Source organism: Microbulbifer sp. ABF4_107, from assembly GCF_056312215.1.
Window position 1 is genome coordinate 910,580 of record NZ_CM149983.1, and the last position, 17,299, is coordinate 927,878.

Annotated in this window: 10 protein-coding genes; 3 read left to right on the forward strand and 7 right to left on the reverse strand. The window is 55.1% G+C overall.

Annotated features, from left to right (window positions below; all coding sequences use genetic code 11):
- Window positions 1-55: 55 nt before the first annotated feature.
- Complete coding sequence (locus tag ACYX4K_RS03695) at window positions 56-6,298, forward strand: BapA/Bap/LapF family prefix-like domain-containing protein (RefSeq protein ID WP_475093454.1); 6,243 nt, start codon at window positions 56-58, stop codon at window positions 6,296-6,298.
- 159 nt (window positions 6,299-6,457) lie between these two features.
- Here the strand turns inward: ACYX4K_RS03695 and ACYX4K_RS03700 are convergent, their stop codons facing one another.
- The 4 genes from ACYX4K_RS03700 to ACYX4K_RS03715 all read right to left on the reverse strand — a co-directional run bounded on the left by ACYX4K_RS03700 (window position 6,458) and on the right by ACYX4K_RS03715 (window position 13,344).
- Window positions 6,458-7,348 (reverse strand): D-alanyl-D-alanine carboxypeptidase family protein, encoded by an 891-nt coding sequence (locus ACYX4K_RS03700; protein WP_475093453.1) that lies wholly within the window; start codon window positions 7,346-7,348, stop codon window positions 6,458-6,460.
- 44 nt (window positions 7,349-7,392) lie between these two features.
- Window positions 7,393-10,581 (reverse strand): UDP-N-acetylmuramoyl-tripeptide--D-alanyl-D-alanine ligase, encoded by a 3,189-nt coding sequence (locus ACYX4K_RS03705; RefSeq protein ID WP_475093452.1) that lies wholly within the window; start codon window positions 10,579-10,581, stop codon window positions 7,393-7,395.
- Window positions 10,582-10,916: 335 nt separating this feature from the next.
- Window positions 10,917-12,947: a 2,4-dienoyl-CoA reductase FMN-binding domain-containing protein gene (locus ACYX4K_RS03710; RefSeq protein WP_475093954.1), complete on the reverse strand. Its 2,031-nt coding sequence runs from the start codon at window positions 12,945-12,947 to the stop codon at window positions 10,917-10,919.
- Window positions 12,948-13,251: 304 nt separating this feature from the next.
- Window positions 13,252-13,344 (reverse strand): helix-turn-helix domain-containing protein, encoded by a 93-nt coding sequence (locus ACYX4K_RS03715; protein WP_475093451.1) that lies wholly within the window; start codon window positions 13,342-13,344, stop codon window positions 13,252-13,254.
- A 349-nt stretch (window positions 13,345-13,693) separates the two neighbouring features.
- On the opposite strand from ACYX4K_RS03715, the gene ACYX4K_RS03720 reads away from it, so the two are divergent.
- Together ACYX4K_RS03720 and ACYX4K_RS03725 are read left to right on the forward strand one after the other, a co-directional pair.
- Window positions 13,694-14,470 (forward strand): SDR family oxidoreductase, encoded by a 777-nt coding sequence (locus ACYX4K_RS03720; RefSeq protein WP_475093450.1) that lies wholly within the window; start codon window positions 13,694-13,696, stop codon window positions 14,468-14,470.
- A 2-nt stretch (window positions 14,471-14,472) separates the two neighbouring features.
- The gene (locus ACYX4K_RS03725; protein WP_475093449.1) at window positions 14,473-15,282 is read left to right on the forward strand and encodes an SDR family NAD(P)-dependent oxidoreductase; all 810 of its coding nucleotides are present in this window, start codon (window positions 14,473-14,475) and stop codon (window positions 15,280-15,282) included.
- Between the two features lie 206 nt (window positions 15,283-15,488).
- Here the strand turns inward: ACYX4K_RS03725 and ACYX4K_RS03730 are convergent, their stop codons facing one another.
- The 3 genes from ACYX4K_RS03730 to ACYX4K_RS03740 form a co-directional block, all read right to left on the reverse strand.
- On the reverse strand, window positions 15,489-15,962 hold the full coding sequence (locus ACYX4K_RS03730) for a hypothetical protein (RefSeq protein ID WP_475093448.1): 474 nt from the start codon (window positions 15,960-15,962) through the stop codon (window positions 15,489-15,491).
- Window positions 15,959-16,669, reverse strand: a complete 711-nt coding sequence (locus ACYX4K_RS03735) for an RNA polymerase sigma factor (protein WP_475093447.1) — start codon at window positions 16,667-16,669, stop codon at window positions 15,959-15,961. The genes ACYX4K_RS03730 and ACYX4K_RS03735 overlap by 4 nt, the downstream gene beginning before the upstream one ends.
- Window positions 16,670-16,821: 152 nt before the next feature.
- On the reverse strand, window positions 16,822-17,142 hold the full coding sequence (locus ACYX4K_RS03740; RefSeq protein WP_475093446.1) for a DUF6116 family protein: 321 nt from the start codon (window positions 17,140-17,142) through the stop codon (window positions 16,822-16,824).
- Between the last annotated feature and the right edge of the window lie 157 nt (window positions 17,143-17,299).

Here is a 17,299-nt window from a genome sequence, read left to right on the forward strand (position 1 = left end):
TTTTGCAGTACTTAGGCTATTTCGAAAAATAAGGTTCCTAAGCTAGGTGATGAATATGAAGGTGCAGGTAGTCGCGAAATCCAGTGGCATAGTAGAGGAATTTGAGGGTTCAACCTTGGCATTGAATGAGCCAGGGGTGGTCAAATTGTCTTTGGCCGAAGATGAGATACAAACATATATCCGGTCCGGAAACGACCTGATCGTGCAATTGGCGTCAGGGGAAATCGTAACGATTCTAGGGTTCTTTTCGTTAGATAAAGATGACGTTAGAAGTGACCTTTTTCTAAAAGACCCGGAAACCGACGATGTGCTACTCGCACATTTCGGTGATGAGGGCGCATTTCTTTCGACTTCACTTGTGAGCAGCAGTGCAGATCTGGTTGGCGTAGTTCCAGCGAGTCAACAGGTTTGCCCCTGGGTTTGGGCCGCATTGTCGGCGATTGGTATTGCCGCTATTGCTGATGCGGTCGATGATGACGACGATGACAGAAGCAATGGCGAAGGAAGGGAACGTAGGGATACCTTCGAGCCGTTCAGACCGACCACCTTTTCCGCTCCACCTCCTGTAGATAGCCCACCCGCCGTCGACGGCCCAACACCCGTAGATCCACCCCCGCCGCCTCCCGAAGGTGATGCTGATGCCGATTCAGATGCGGACGCAGATGCCGACGCTGATGCGGATGCGGATGCTGACGCAGATGCCGATGCGGATGCGGATGCGGATGCGGACGCCGATGCCGACGCTGATGCGGACGCAGATGCCGATGCCGATGCCGATGCGGATGCGGATGCCGATGCCGACGCCGATGCCGACGCCGATGCCGACGCCGATGCCGACGCCGATGCCGATGCGGATGCGGACGCCGATGCGGACGCCGATGCGGATGCCGACGCAGATGCCGACTCTGATGCGGATGCCGACGCCGATGCGGATGCCGACGCAGATGCCGACGCAGATGCCGACGCCGACGCCGACGCCGACGCCGATGCGGATGCGGACGCCGATGCCGACGCCGACGCCGACGCGGATGCGGACGCCGATGCGGATGCGGACGCCGATGCCGACGCCGACGCCGATGCCGACGCTGATGCGGACGCCGATGCGGATGCCGACGCTGATGCCGACGCTGATGCCGATGCCGATGCCGATGCCGATGCCGATGCCGATGCCGATGCGGATGCAGATGCAGATGCCGACGCGGATGCCGACGCGGATGCAGATGCCGACGCGGATGCCGACGCAGATGCCGATGCCGACGCAGATGCCGACGCAGATGCCGATGCGGATGCGGACGCCGATGCGGATGCCGACGCCGACGCTGATGCCGATGCCGATGCCGATGCTGACGCGGATGCAGATGCAGATGCAGATGCAGATGCCGACGCGGATGCAGATGCCGACGCGGATGCTGATGCAGATGCCGATGCCGATGCCGATGCCGATGCCGATGCCGATGCCGACGCCGATGCCGATGCGGATGCGGATGCGGATGCGGACGCCGATGCCGACGCCGACGCCGATGCCGACGCCGATGCCGATGCCGATGCCGATGCGGATGCGGACGCCGATGCCGACGCCGACGCCGACGCCGATGCGGATGCGGATGCGGACGCCGATGCGGATGCGGACGCCGATGCGGATGCGGACGCCGATGCCGATGCCGATGCCGATGCTGACGCGGATGCAGATGCAGATGCAGATGCCGACGCGGATGCCGACGCGGATGCAGATGCCGACGCGGATGCCGACGCAGATGCCGATGCCGATGCCGACGCGGATGCCGACGCAGATGCCGATGCCGACGCAGATGCCGACGCAGATGCCGATGCGGACGCCGACGCTGATGCCGATGCCGATGCCGATGCTGACACGGATGCAGATGCAGATGCAGATGCCGACGCGGATGCAGATGCCGACGCGGATGCTGATGCAGATGCAGATGCCGATGCCGATGCCGATGCCGATGCCGATGCCGATGCCGATGCCGATGCCGACGCCGATGCCGATGCGGATGCGGATGCGGACGCCGATGCCGATGCCGACGCCGACGCCGATGCCGACGCCGATGCCGATGCCGATGCCGATGCGGATGCGGACGCCGATGCCGATGCGGACGCCGATGCGGACGCCGATGCGGATGCCGACGCAGACGCCGACTCTGATGCGGATGCCGACGCAGATGCCGATGCCGATGCGGATGCGGACGCCGACGCTGATGCCGATGCCGATGCCGATGCCGATGCCGATGCCGATGCCGATGCCGATGCCGATGCCGATGCTGACGCGGATGCAGATGCAGATGCAGATGCAGATGCAGATGCAGATGCCGACGCGGATGCAGATGCAGATGCAGATGCCGATGCGGATGCGGATGCGGATGCGGACGCCGATGCGGATGCCGACGCGGATGCGGATGCGGACGCCGATGCCGACGCCGACGCCGATGCGGACGCCGATGCCGACGCCGATGCGGATGCCGATGCCGATGCCGATGCAGACGCTGATGCCGATGCAGACTTCGAGCTAGTCGACGTAAACGATGATGCAGTTCTGGAATGTGAGCTGAGCTATGTCCCTGAGGAAGTGCCGGAAACGGATAGTGACACTCAGTTTGATCTGGCGGGAATCAGCATTGCCGACTTGGTGAGCCTGGATATCGGTACCGGTCATCCGCTAGTTGAATTCGGACTTGATGAAGACACGAACGAAACAGTATTTGATCTGGATATCGATGGATTAGTCGGTATCGGAGTACTGAACGACTACGTACTGGTCGTCGAGCGCTTTGAAGACGGGTCCTGGGTGCGAGTAGACGACGCCGAGAACAATCTTGACGGCGGTCTACTTTCCCTCAGTGTACTAGGGCTGGGTGGAACATCGGGTCAGGTAACACTTGAGAATCTCGACCCGGGAGAGTACCGCGCAACCTTGGTTCCGGATCCTGACTTGATCAATGTGGGTATCGCGATTACCCGAACAATTGATGTTACTGCCACAGATATGGTGGAAGTGGAGACCATTGTTGGAAGTCAGAACGCGGACGGTAATTTTATCGACCAATCCGCCAGTGGCGACACAAACAACCTGGAAATCCAGTCTGTAACCTTCGACGGCAACCTGGTTACCCCAACCGGTGGTGAAATCGAAATCGAGGGTGATTACGGCACCCTGGTTATGCAGACCGACGGCAGCTACGTGTATATGCCGGATGAAGAAACAGGCAGCGCGGGCACCGACACCTTTGTGGTAACGGTGGTAGACACCGAGACAAATGAGGCTCTGTCGGCAAATCTGATCATCGAAGTGACGAAAGAAGTTGTGCCTGACGATGGTGATGCGGACGCCGACGCCGACGCCGATGCGGATGCTGACGCAGATGCCGATGCGGACGCCGATGCTGATGCCGACGCCGACGCCGACGCCGACGCCGACGCCGATGCGGATGCTGACGCAGATGCCGATGCGGACGCCGATGCTGATGCCGACGCGGATGCGGATGCGGACGCCGATGCCGACGCCGACGCCGATGCGGATGCGGACGCCGATGCGGATGCGGATGCGGATGCGGATGCCGACGCTGATGCCGATGCCGATGCCGATGCCGATGCCGATGCCGATGCTGACGCGGATGCAGATGCAGATGCAGATGCCGACGCGGATGCCGACGCGGATGCAGATGCCGATGCGGACGCCGATGCGGATGCCGACGCCGATGCCGACGCCGATGCAGACGCCGATGCAGACGCCGACGCGGATGCGGACGCTGATGCGGACTTCGAGCTAATCGACGTTAACGATGATGCAGTTCTGGAATGTGAGCTGAGCTATGTCCCTGAGGAAGTGCCGGAAACGGATAGTGACACTCAGTTTGATCTGGCGGGAATCAGCATTGCCGACTTGGTGAGCCTGGATATCGGTACCGGTCATCCGCTAGTTGAATTCGGGCTTGATGAAGACACGAATGAAACAGTATTCGACCTGGATATCGATGGGCTCGCCGGTATCGGAGTACTGAACGACTACGTACTGGTCGTCGAGCGCTTTGAAGATGGGTCCTGGGTACGAGTAGACGACGCCGAGAACAATCTTGACGGCGGTCTACTTTCCCTCAGTGTACTTGGACTGGGTGGAACATCAGGTCAGGTAACACTTGAGAATCTCGACCCGGGAGAGTACCGCGCAACGTTGGTTCCGGATCCTGGCTTGATCAATGTGGGTATCGCGATTACCCGCACAATTGATGTTACTGCCACAGATCTGGTGGAAGTGGAGACCATTGTTGGAAGTCAGAACGCGGACGGTAATTTTATCGACCAATCCGCCAGTGGCGACACAAACAACCTGGAAATCCAGTCTGTAACCTTCGACGGCAACCTGGTTACCCCAACCGGTGGTGAAATCGAAATCGAGGGTGATTACGGCACCCTGGTTATGCAGACCGACGGCAGCTACGTGTATATGCCGGATGAAGAAACAGGCAGCGCGGGCACCGACACCTTTGTGGTAACGGTGGTAGACACCGAGACAAATGAGGCTCTGTCGGCAAATCTGATCATCGAAGTGACGAAAGAAGTTGTGCCTGACGATGGTGATGCGGATGCGGATGCAGATGCGGACGCCGATGCCGACGCCGATGCGGATGCCGATGCCGATGCCGATGCAGATGCAGATGCAGATGCCGATGCCGATGCCGACGCGGATGCGGATGCGGATGCGGATGCGGATGCGGATGCGGATGCGGATGCGGATGCCGACGCTGATGCCGATGCCGACGCTGATGCGGATGCCGATGCTGATGCCGACGCTGATGCTGATGCTGATGCCGACGCCGACGCCGACGCCGACGCCGACGCCGACGCCGATGCGGATGCAGATGCAGATGCTGACGCGGATGCCGATGCAGATGCAGATGCGGACGCTGATGCCGATGCCGATGCCGATGCAGATGCAGACGCAGACGCAGACGCAGACGCAGACGCAGACGCGGACGCTGACGCCGACGCAGACGCAGACGCCGATGCGGATGCAGATGCGGATGCCGATGCCGATGCCGATGCCGATGCCGATTTCGAGCTAGTCGATATCGCGGGGAATGCTGCGGTTGAATGTGAAATTACATACGAGGCGGAAGAGGTACCTGAGACAGATAGTGACGATCAGTTTGATCTCCTCGGGTTGAGTATTGGTAACCTTCTCACCTTGGATATCGGTTCCGGTCACCCATTGGTTGAGTTCGGTCTGGACGAAAATACCAATGAGACAGTGTTCGACCTTGAGATCACTGGTGCGTTGAGTATCGGTGTGCTGAACGACTACGTATTGATCGTTGAGCGCTTCGAAGGCGGAAGCTGGGAAAGAGTTGACGATGCTGAGAACGACCTTGAAGGTGGCTTACTTTCTCTGAGTGTGCTTGGTCTTGGCGGTACATCCGGCCAGGTAACTCTGGAAAATCTGGATGCAGGCGAATACCGTGCGACTCTGGTTCCCGACCCGGGACTAATCAGTGTTGGTGTTGCGCTTACCCGTAGTATCGATGTTACGGCGACGGATTTACTGGAGGTCGAAACCGTTGTTGGCAGCCAGGCAGCATCTGGTAACTTCATCAGTGAATCTGCAAGTGGTGATACAAGCAATCTCGAAATACAGTCAGTCACTTTCAACGGTAATGAGGTGACACCCACTGGCGGTGAAATTGAGATTTCAGGTGATCATGGTACTTTGGTCATACAGAGTGATGGCAGCTACGTCTATACGCCGACCGAAGCACTTGGTAATGAGGGTACAGATAGCTTTACGGTGGCAGTAGTCGATACTGATACCAATGAAGCTCTGACTGCTGACCTAAGCATTGAAGTCACGAAAGAGGTAGTCGCCTCTGGTGAAATGGCGACGAACACGTTCGCTATGGACGCGGAGGGCGGTTCCGATACCTCCTCAGATGACGATTTCGTTGTGCAAACCAATGAGTCCGGTCTGGAAACCTTGCAATGGCAAGGTGGAGAGGATGTCATCGCGCTGGGCGACTACAGCGAATCCTTCACAGGAATAGAAGCTATTGACCTGGATCAGGACAATGCAGTAACGCTGTCTGTCGGTCTGGAAGATCTGCTCGCTATCTCCAGTGGTGACAGCAACTTCTATATCAATGGTAATGAAGAAGATACGGTAGACATAGTCCTCGCCGAGTGGTCCGCCAACAGTGGCGGAACTGCGCATGGCATAGACTACAACGTTTACGTATCGATAGATGATCCAAGCCAGGAGTTGTGGGTCGAAACAGGTATCACGGTAGTATGATGATATAGATCTGTGGATTAATCGTTAGCCGGGCCTTTGGTCCGGCTTTTTTTTACGTGGCCATCGGCGAATTTAATAGGCGACAGATTTTTTGCGCGGAGTGATCTGGGGACTGGTGAGTTACTAGGTGTGATAACGGGAGAGTAAATATACTCAGTACTATTCAGATAGTGGGGGCTGTAAGGGCGATGGCTCAATAGATGTGGTCGAGCGTCCAAAGTCGACAAGCGAAAGATAGTCGTTGTACCGATCTTGTACTGTGGGAGAGCCGGCGGTGATGGTGATTAGTTGCTTACGAGGGTTTACATCTGAGATTGCCGCGAGATTGAAATAAGACGGCCATAAGGTGCCAGATTTCCCACCCCGGAAGTAGGGGATGTGGAGGCTGGGAACGGCAGCCAGAGTCGAAAAAATGAAGATAGATTGAATATCTAGATCGCGAGCGTTCTTTCCTTGAACGGAGATTTTGTAACATGGCTTCCCCCAAAGTCCACGAATTATTACGTTGTCTGAGCATTTCCTTACCAGGTGGTAGAGGTCGCGAGTAGTGGATCGCTGCGCCTTGTCGGGGAGGCCGTGAGGGTTGACGAAGTTGGACCTCCTCATATTCAGTCGTCTGGCGACCGTATTCATTTCTACAATAAATCGATCAATTGGGCCTCTGGCAATAGCTGGGTTTCTGTTGTGAAGAATGGTACCAATTTCTCGTGCGATCACATTGGCACTGATATTTGACGAAGAAATCAAAAGATTTGCGAGGCAGTCTAATAACGAGAGCTGATCGCCTGTTTTTAGGTTTCTGCCTGACCCTTCTACATCGTCCGAGTCGATAACCTTCAGGGAAGTAACGGGGGAAATATTATTATGAAGGACGATTTTGATTGCGGTTAAAGCCGTCAATAATTTGGTTATCGATGCTGGTGCAATCGAAATGTCCGCACTTTGTTCGAAGATGAAGTTAACTTCACTTTCTTTTTCTGTATCAATAATCGCCGCAAGCGCGCTCTTTGCGGTTACGACAGGAATTGTCGGGGATGTTCTATCTTCCACTTGAGCTATTCGATCTATTGGGTTGGCTCGAGATTGATGAAAACTTATGTGGTACTTTCGGGCTCAAGTATTTCCTTGACGAGTAGGTGTAGACCGCTGCCATGTGAACCCTTGAATAGAAGGAGATCATCTTGATTGATAGCGCTGGTCAACGCGTCTTTTAATGCAGATGAATCAGTGAAAAAACTGCAGTCTATGCCATTTTCCGAGAGTTTTGGATTAAGGCTCTTCATCTGCTCACCAAGAAGATATACCTTGTGAGCACCGGATTGTGTGATGTAGGGGGCGAGCGTTTCGTGATAGTACTGTGATTTATCACCCAGTTCCAGCATGTCACCCAGTACAAGGATCTTCTTTGCGTCACTGTTTTCTAGCGGCGTATCTCTGATTAAGTTTAGTGCGGCCTGCATTGATGCCGGGTTGGCATTGTAAGCCTCGTCAATAAGGTTAATCTGTTTACCGTGAAGGTTTGCTCTTGAGAGATTTCCACGGCCAGGAAGCGGCGCGAAGAGTGGAAGCAGCGGGAGAGATATCCGGTAGTCGAGTCCCAGTGCATGGATACACGCCAGGCAAGCAATGCCGTTCATAGCCATGTGAGTACCGGGTGCCCCTGTGTCAAACGAAAAGCTCTCGCCGCTGTGCGTAGCGGTTGCTGTTCTGGTCTGGGAGGTGTATCTGACTAATTGGAAATCACTTTGTGGGTGCTCGCCAAAAGTAATGATTTTCAATCGGAATTTCTGCGCTTCCGCCACAATTATGGGCCACTCATCGATATCCCGATTAATGACCGCAATGCTTCCAGGGTTCATGCCGGAGAATATTCGACTTTTCTTTCTGGCGATTTCTTCTGTGTTGTGGTGGTACTCCAGGTGCGCCGGATGAATATTGGTGATAACGGCGACGTCGGGGCGTGCGATGGATGAGTTTAACTGCATATTCCCGATTGCCATTTCGAGCACAGTAAATTTTGTGCTCCATGGAATAGAGGCAAGATTCCAGGAAATACCCAGTGGGAGATTGGCATTATGCTCTGTTCTTCCAATGGTTCCCCAGGGCCTGAGCATATGCTGGAGCATCGCAACGCTGGTGGTTTTCCCCGAGCTGCCTGTAATACCGATGATTTTCCCTTGAAGCTGCGCTCGAGAGTAACGGCCTATATCCAAGATGGCTTTGCGCACTTCGCTGACTTGCAAAATGGGAGTGCCATTCTTTGAACGATAATCGGGGTTGTCGGTAATTATCGCTTGCGGGGTATAGCGTAAATTGCGAATCTGAGTGGGGTGTATAAAGCGCTTGTCGTTTTCGGGCCGGAGAATAACCATGTTGCCCGGGCGCATCCCTGGAGAGAAGATACACAGCCCGGTAGATCGCCAGTTTGGTTTTGGAGGAGAGGACCATTTCCCCGATGTCGCCTCTAGCACGTTTTCCATATTCCAGTTGTCAGCAACCGGTATAGGTCTGATCTCTTCAGGGCTTTTGATGCCGTTTGCGCCACCGCTTTCAACGTGTGGATTTTTAGGGATTGTCGAGGTTTTTTCTACCTCGATTGATTGGGAAACGTTATTGGGTTTTTCAATCAAGAGTTTCCGATAGGCGATAAATCCCGAGAGGTAATGTTCCACGTCGTCAATACGTACACGAAATGCGTGATGGCGGATGAAAAAGCTACCGGTTATCCTCTTGGGGTTCTCGAAGTACATGGCGTATTCAGGCCAATAGTAACCATTCAGCAGGTACTTCGCGCGAGTGTGGAGTGCTCTATAGAATTTTTCAAGATCTAGCTGCTTAAGAAGGTGGCTGAATGCCGTCTGATCCTTCAGTCGAGATACCATTCTCTCGGCCGCCATCATTAGCTCAAGTAGCGTCGGGAATGTAGTGATTCTATCGAGCACGAAGTCCAGGTATCCCGATACATTTTGAATACCGAACTGGTAGTACTTTTCTTGTGGACGGTATAGCGTGAGCTCGTTGACGCAGTAGCTGAGCCAGTGGTCATGTGCTTGCCAGTGTTTGTTTTCAATAAAATAATCAAAAGCCTTCTCAACGGTCTGTAGCCATCGATCGTCTTTCGTGAGTCCATACAGGCGCATCAATCCAAAAGCGGCCTCGCCATCGTAGTAAATAATACGAAACTCTTCTTTTACAGATAGCTCCGGGTATTGGAGGACATGGACAAACTTCCCGGATACAGGGTTCTGCATGAACTGGATTCCCACAGCCAGTTCTTCGAGCAACTCCAGATATTTCGTGGTGCCGGTAAGTTCGCTGTATTTGGTGAGTGCCAACAGGCATACCGCATTACCCCCCAGTTTGATCTCGCCATTGGCCTCGATTAAAAATGCGGCTTTCTCACCGGATGGGAGCTGTGTGCGTTGAATCAGTTTTTCTGTAAGGTGGTGCAATGCACGGTCGATGGCACGTTTCATCCCTGGGTCTTGCGTTACTTCCCAGGCTTCGGTTAAGGCGTAAGTTGAACTGGTATGGCGAAGTGTGTTGTAGGTATTGATTGGGCGATCAAAGCAGCAGTGCCAACCGTAGTTAAACCGACCGCTGGCTTTGACTTGGCTTGCCAGATACTTACCACTGGAATCTATAAGTCCGTAGGTCGATTTGTCGTCGAGTTGCTCAATTACTCGACGGCCAGCATTTCTTCCTGGGCCGTATAGTAATTGTGGTGGTGTTTTCGGGTCGAGGAATATTCCTTCAGTACTCAGTACCACAACGGGAGAGTTTTTGTCGAAGTCGAGTGGTGTTTGTGGGCTAAATCGAGAATCGGTATAGGCTCGAAATTTTTGTCGATTGATAACCACATGATGGATTTTATTTCCACCATAGAGCATCGCGTTTCCATTCAGTTCCTGCTCAAGGAAGGCGATTTTGCATTCTGGATCCAGCGCCAGTCCATATCGGAAATAGCCGCGTTTGGTGTTCTGGAATCGTTTGTTGAGTGTTTCCCAGTTAATCGGTTCTCTTTTGGTAACCCAGTCCACACGGAACCAGCTGGGTGATATTTTTGCGCTCTTGATCAGTTTGCGTGCCTGACTGGCGAGCTTAAGCCAGAGTGCGTCAATATCTTCCGCTGTCTCGTGGCAGACCTTGGCTCTTTGCGCACCATCGCTGATCGAAAAGAAGACGGTGTACGGGGGGCTCTGCTGTGCGAGCTGTGTCAGGACCCGGGGTTTGGCCCGCACTAATAACTCGGAAAATGAAACGCTGGTCGCACTGGTTGCCATGCTCGAGACTATCCCTGTTGATCATTATTTTGGGGTTATGGAACAGTTGGCCTTAAGGGGGCTCGCGCGTTAGCCCAGGCACGTGCCCGCTTCCCTGGCGGACTATTCCGTACGATAGAGTATAGTCAGCCTTTGCAATTTTGCTGTTTTTGGGAGGGGGAGAGTGCGTCGAATCAGGGGATGTGAATATTGAAGTGCAATAAGCGCATGGAGATAGCGCTAGCACTTAGGGCGGGATGATGTGAGCCGGTGAGCGGTAACTCACTCGTAAGTCACAGGTAAGTATCAGGGTGCCGTTTCGGGCACCCTGGAGCAGTTCGGCTGCGAGTGAAAGTTTAAATCGCCGCCGCCAGTCGAGAGCCTTGGTCGATCGCCCGTTTGGCGTCGAGTTCAGCGGCCTCAAAAGCTCCGCCAATCAGGTGACTCGTTTGACCCCGCGCTTGCAATTGGTCGTGCAACGCACGCAGGGATTCCTGGCCGGCGCAGACAATCACGTTATCCACTTCCAGTATCTTTTGCTCTTCGCCCAGACGGATATGCAGCCCCTGGTCGTCGATCTTTTCGTAAGTCACGCCAGCGAGATTCTGCACCTTGCGGTGCTTGAGGCTGGTGCGGTGGATCCAGCCGGTGGTTTTACCCAGGCCCGCGCCCACTTTTGAGGTTTTACGCTGCAGCAGGAAAATCTGGCGCGGGCTGGTCACTGGCTGTTGTGGTTTCAGTCCGGCGCGGTGTTCCAGTGCGATATCCACACCCCATTCGTCGAAGAACTCTTCCTTGTTGCTGGCGATCAGCTCGTTGGCGTGGTCTTCGCTGTGGGTCAGGTATTCCGCCACGTCGAAGCCGATACCGCCGGCACCGATAATCGCCACGGATTTGCCCACTGGCTTTTTGTCTCTGAGCACGTCCAGGTAGGTCAATACCTTGGCGTGATCGATACCGTCGATCGGCGGTTTGCGTGGGGAAATGCCGGTGGCGATGATGACTTCGTCGAACTCCGCCAGATTTTCCTCGGTAGCGACGGTATTCAAGCGTACTTCCACTCCGGTCAGTTCCAGTTTGCGCTTGAAGTAACGCAGGGTCTCTTCAAATTCCGCCTTGCCGGGGATCTGCTTGGCGATATTGAACTGGCCGCCCACCTTGTCGCTCGCTTCAAACAGTGTCACCTGATGGCCGCGTTCTGCGGCAACGGTAGAGGCGGCGAGGCCGGCAGGGCCTGCGCCCACCACGGCAATTTTCTTCGCGCTTTCTACCGGCAGGTAGTTCAGCTCTGTTTCATGACAGGCGCGCGGGTTGACCAGGCAAGAAGTGAGTTTGAGCTCGAAGGTGTGGTCCAGACAGGCCTGGTTACAGCCGATACAGGTATTGATTTCGTCCGCGCGGTTTTCTGCTGCCTTGTTGACGAACTCTGCGTCCGCCAGAAATGGCCGGGCCATGGAGACCATATCCGCCTTGCCGGCAGACAGCACGTCTTCGCCTACCTGCGGCATATTGATGCGGTTACTGGTGACCACCGGCACGCTCAGGTGCTGTTTCACCTTGGCGGTTATATCCGCAAACGCCGCGCGGGGTACGCTGGTGGCGATAGTCGGTACCCGCGCCTCGTGCCAGCCGATACCGGTGTTGATGATGGAGGCACCGGCCTTTTCGATGGCCTGACCCAGCGCGACCACTTCATCGAAGTCACTGCCGCCTTCCACCAGGTCCAGCATGGACAGGCGGTAGATGATAATGAAGTCTTCACCCACCGCCTCGCGAATGCGGCGCACGATCTCGATGGGCAGGCGGGTGCGGTTTTCGAAACTGCCGCCCCAGCGGTCGCCCCGGTGGTTGGTGCGGGCAACGATAAACTGGTTGATGAAGTAGCCTTCGGAACCCATCACCTCCACACCGTCATACCCCGCTTCCTTCGCCAGGGTCGCGCAGCGCACATAATCGTCGATCTGCTGTTCGACTTCCGCGTCACTCAATTCCTTTGGCGTAAACGGATTGATCGGCGCCTGAATCGCGGAGGGAGCCACCAGGTTGGGGTTATAGGCATAGCGGCCCGCGTGCAGGATCTGCATACAGATCTTGCCACCTTCGTTGTGCACCGCGGCGGAAATCGCCTTGTGATCCTCGGCCTCCTTCGCCGTGGTCATCTTCGATGACCCCTGAAATACGCCACCTTCCTCGTTCGGCGCAATGCCACCGGTCACTATCAGGCCAACCCCACCGCGTGCGCGCTCACCGTAAAACGCCGCTAAGCGGTCAAAGCCACCCGGGTGCTCTTCCAGATTGGTGTGCATGGAGCCCATCAGGACGCGGTTCTTGAGGGTGGTAAAGCCCAGGTCCAGCGGGGCCAGGAGGTTGGGGTAGGCGTTTGTCATGGTGGTCATTCTCTTTCTGTCTGACTCTTGTGGCTTGGCTCGGTGCTGACGGGCCTGCTGTAAATGTTCTGTTTATGAAGAGATATATGCAAAAAGTTGCATATCTGAGCTCAAGAATAGCAAGCCTCAGAATAGGCTGGCATTGACCAATCCGACCGAATCCTTATCCAAACAGTGAATTGATCGGCGCCCGCAGCTAGTTATGTGCGCGGTCTTCGCCCTGGCTGCGGTGCCACAATAGGTGCCGGTCCATCTGTGGGGTCTGGAAAGGCAGCTCGAAGCAGCGGGCGGAGTGCTGGCTGGCTCAAACCGCCGGTTGGGTGATATGCAGCCGCTCTGCCGCACGGGTCAGCTTGCGGCTGCTATAGATGGCGTCCAGCACCCGGAAGAGATTCATTCCGATCTGTTGCGGCTACACGGTCAATGCGCCCCTCGGGGCTGGGTTTGGGTATCACCGAGGTGAATGTACGAATATTTACATAATAAACTTTGATGATCTGCGGCGAATCGCTAGCCTTATCTCCCTGTCACGCCGCCGTTTGAATAACCCGGTGCCGCCTGCGCAGATTACTACCGCTGTCTTGAAATGGCCTCAAGTGGTGAAATGGCAGTGTCTCCAGTAAAGACGTGGCAAACTCGGTGCTTTTCTCTGGCCTCTCGCTGCGCTGTCACTAGACGTAAACAAAAAGAATCCTGAAATCAAAATACATTCAAAAAGACAACGAAATGACTGTTGGGAGAAATATATGGCGACCAATCTTTTTGATCTGAGTGGAAAAATTGCCCTGGTTACTGGTGCGAGCCGCGGTATTGGCGAGGCCATTGCCAAACTCTTGGCGGAGCAGGGCGCACATGTGCTGGTTTCCAGCCGCAAGATTGAAGGCTGTCAGGCTGTGGTGGACGCGATTAACGAAGCGGGTGGCAAGGCCGAAGCGCTGCCCTGCCATATCGGTAATATGGAAGATATCGAGCAGGTGTTTGCGCATATCCGTGCGCAGTACGGCAAGCTGGATATTCTGATTAACAATGCCGCAACCAACCCGTACTTCGGCCATATTCTGGATACGGATATCGGCGCCTTTGAAAAAACCGTGGCGGTGAATATCCGCGGTTACTTCTTTATGTCTGTGGAAGCGGGCAAGTTGATGCGGGAAAACGGCGGTGGCTGCATCGTCAATACAGCGTCCATCAATGCGCTGCAGCCGGGTGTGGGGCAGGGCATCTACTCCATCACCAAGGCGGCGGTAGTAAATATGACCAAAGCCTTTGCCAAGGAGTGCGCCCAGTTCAATATCCGTGTTAACGCCCTGTTACCGGGTCTCACCAAAACAAAGTTTGCCGGCGCACTCTTCTCCCACGAAGAAATCTACAACACCGCCATCGGTCATATTCCTATGCACCGCCACGCCGAACCGGAAGAAATGGCGGGTACCGTGCTGTATCTGGTTTCCGATGCCGGCAGTTATACCAACGGCGAGTGCGTGGTGGTGGACGGTGGCCTGACGTCCTGTGGGGGCCTGTAATTATGACCCAACTATCCAGGGAACAGTTTCAAAAAGACCCGATGCTGGATTTTACCGGCAAGGTTGCGCTGATTACCGGCGCAGCCAGCGGCTTTGGTGCATTAATCGCCGAAGAGTTGGGGCGCCGCGGTGCACGGCTGGTGCTGGGTGATATTAACGAGGCTGGTCTGGAGGCGGTGGTGGAAAAGCTTACCGCACAGGGCGTCGAAGTACAGGCGATGGCCTGTGATGTCTCCTCGGAGATTGATTGCGCGGCTATGGTGGCACTGGCACGGGAAAACTTTGGCGGGCTGGATATCGCCATCAACAACGCCGGCATCGCCCCGCCTTTGCGGTATTTTGAGGAAGTGGATGAAGAAACTTTCGACCTGCAACACCGGGTGAATGTGAAAGGGGTTTTCTTCGGCATGAAACATCAGCTCAAGGTAATGCGAACCCAGGGCAGCGGCGTGATCCTGAATGTGAGCTCCATGGCCGGTATCGGCGGCGCACCCAAGGCTGCCCCTTACTCTGCCGCCAAGCACTCGGTGGTAGGCCTGACCCGCACCGCAGCGGTAGAGTATGCCCGCCACAGCGTGCGCGTGAACGCCATCTGTCCTTTCTACACCCTCACGCCAATGGTTGCCGATATGCAGGCTCCCGAAGGCGCTACAGTAGATCAGGTGCACGCGATTTTTGCGTCCGGATGCCCCATGAAGCGATTGGGTAAACCGGAAGAAGTGGTCAGTGCCATGTTGATGCTGTGTTCGCCGGCGCTCACCTATGTAACGGGGCAGACACTGGCCGTCGACGGCGGTGTTTCGGCGTTCTAAACGCTGGATCATCCGCTTATTTACGTAGATCCGGAAGCTGCTGCCAAATCGCCTTTCGGTAGCACCATCGCCCACAGGCCTGCTGCCCCTTTCCACACGATCATATTGTGCCGAGCAACTGGAAGACGTGATGGAAGGGGGTTAAAAGGGGTGTGAAATACTAACTCGACGTAACGTAGAGAACCATGGTTCAGGCCGAGTGTTGATCAGGGCAAAATACGGCAGTGTTGCCGGGCCTTGTTGGCTAAATCCGTGGGCAGGGTATCCGCGGTACCAGAACGCTGCTGACGACGCCACTGAGCGCACAGTTGCATATAGCTTCCCGCATTTACTTCTGTTCTGAGTACGTGCCACTTGTCTGTTACGTCGTGCGCGGCAGCAGTCTTCGACCGATAGCGTTCTGGTCCTGCGGCCGGAATTTGGCCTTTATCGACTAGTCCAGATTGGCCGGGAGCTGCGCCGATATACTGCGCCGGGTGCAATAGCACCACTACAATGGCGAGCGCGCTGAAGCTGGATGCAGCCTTCGAGAGCAGGCCACTGCGCTCGCGCTGTGGGCGCACAGGGCGGATAGGCTTCACCCCCCTAATACTGTTGAGCACCCTGTCGTCCAGAGCGGTCGGAGTATGTATCTCCGAAATGGCGCTCCGGTACGATTTTTCCCAATGCTTGCTGCTCATGCTCGCGCTACCTCAGCAGGTGTATTCGTCGTGGAAGGATTGTCAGAAATTGATTTGCCATTAACCTTTTTCTTACCCCACGGAAAGCGTGACCTGGGCTTTTCGGTTTCAGTGACAGTTGGGGATTGTGACTGTGTGCCGGTTTCCTGCTCCGCGGCTTCCCTCGCAAGAGTGACGCTGGATTTCCAGGGCTTGCGGGCACTTCCGTGGAGGTTGAAGGCTACTGACTGTCGCCCGTCTGCCAGCTCCTGGCGGCACAGAGCGAGAGATATCCGCTCAATATCAGCGACGGTCGCCAGTGACAGGTTGCACTCGTTGAACAGCAAAAAAATATTGCGTTGACGCCGCGGTAACTGCTGGACCGCCTTGAGTACTTCGGAGCCGTCGATCGCCGATTGCAGGGATGCTTCGCCTTGAACGCAAGGATCTGGGGCTGTGGTATTGATTGAATTCAGTAGTCGATTCAATCGGATAAACAGCCAGTTCCTTAGACGCTGGCCGTGTAGCGCAGGCGGCTCCTGGAGCAGGTTTAACCAGAACTCTTCCATCAGGGATGTACAGCGGCCCAGGTCCATCTGAGCACAGTAGCGAAACAGAGGGTCTCTGTACCGCTGGTAGATTTCCCGAAAGGCTTTCGGATTGCGAGTGTTGTAAAACTTTTGCAATAAGTCTTCATCACTGAGACTGCACAACTTGTCCGCAAACATGGGATTTGCCTCCTTGGCTCCAATTCCCATTGTCACTTACTCGGTTGCACACCCCCCGAAGATTCCGTTTCGGGAGTACATCGATGAACCAGTAAATTGTCTGTTAACGTTATTTCGCCGCAGCATTCACGCGGCGAATACCACTCTCTGACTCAGTGTTTTCCGTATTTTGTTTTTCCTGCAGGCGGCGCATATGCGCTGCTTTTCGGCTCCGGGGCCTTTTCTGTGGTCCCTTTTACGACGCTTTCCTCGCGCTCAGGTGGGTCTCTCAGTTCTTCGCGACTTTTGCGCCATGAGCCTAGAAAAATCGTTCCAAGCCCCAAAAGAATTTCATCTACAAATGGCACGAAATCGGGAATGATCAGGTCGATCAGAAACAGGGCACACATCCACTTGAATAACTGTGGGTGCTTTAGCTTACGCGCGTAATTGAGAAACCAACCGACAAAAGCACTGGGGAGAACACGCTTCATAAACTGTGTGAGGCTGCTTTGAGGACCGTGTTGGCAGTATAGCCCGGAGGGGGCAGACCGGTATCTTGTGAAAAGGTTCCGTGTTTGAAAAGGCGCAGGGGCTGGCGTTCCATCCTTTTTTCTGCGGCCCTTCTCGTGACATGCGAGGCGCGGCAGT

What these genes read in the sequence shown, in the direction of transcription:
- ACYX4K_RS03710 (WP_475093954.1), bottom strand. Translation starts at nt 12,947, where the DNA reads ATGACAAACGCCTACCCCAACCTCCTGGCCCCGCTGGACCTGGGCTTT.
- ACYX4K_RS03735 (WP_475093447.1), bottom strand. Translation starts at nt 16,669, where the DNA reads ATGTTTGCGGACAAGTTGTGCAGTCTCAGTGATGAAGACTTATTGCAA.
- ACYX4K_RS03740 (WP_475093446.1), bottom strand. Translation starts at nt 17,142, where the DNA reads ATGAAGCGTGTTCTCCCCAGTGCTTTTGTCGGTTGGTTTCTCAATTAC.
- ACYX4K_RS03730 (WP_475093448.1), bottom strand. Translation starts at nt 15,962, where the DNA reads ATGAGCAGCAAGCATTGGGAAAAATCGTACCGGAGCGCCATTTCGGAG.
- ACYX4K_RS03720 (WP_475093450.1), top strand. Translation starts at nt 13,694, where the DNA reads ATGGCGACCAATCTTTTTGATCTGAGTGGAAAAATTGCCCTGGTTACT.
- ACYX4K_RS03695 (WP_475093454.1), top strand. Translation starts at nt 56, where the DNA reads ATGAAGGTGCAGGTAGTCGCGAAATCCAGTGGCATAGTAGAGGAATTT.
- ACYX4K_RS03705 (WP_475093452.1), bottom strand. Translation starts at nt 10,581, where the DNA reads ATGGCAACCAGTGCGACCAGCGTTTCATTTTCCGAGTTATTAGTGCGG.
- ACYX4K_RS03725 (WP_475093449.1), top strand. Translation starts at nt 14,473, where the DNA reads ATGACCCAACTATCCAGGGAACAGTTTCAAAAAGACCCGATGCTGGAT.
- ACYX4K_RS03715 (WP_475093451.1), bottom strand. Translation starts at nt 13,344, where the DNA reads ATGAATCTCTTCCGGGTGCTGGACGCCATCTATAGCAGCCGCAAGCTG.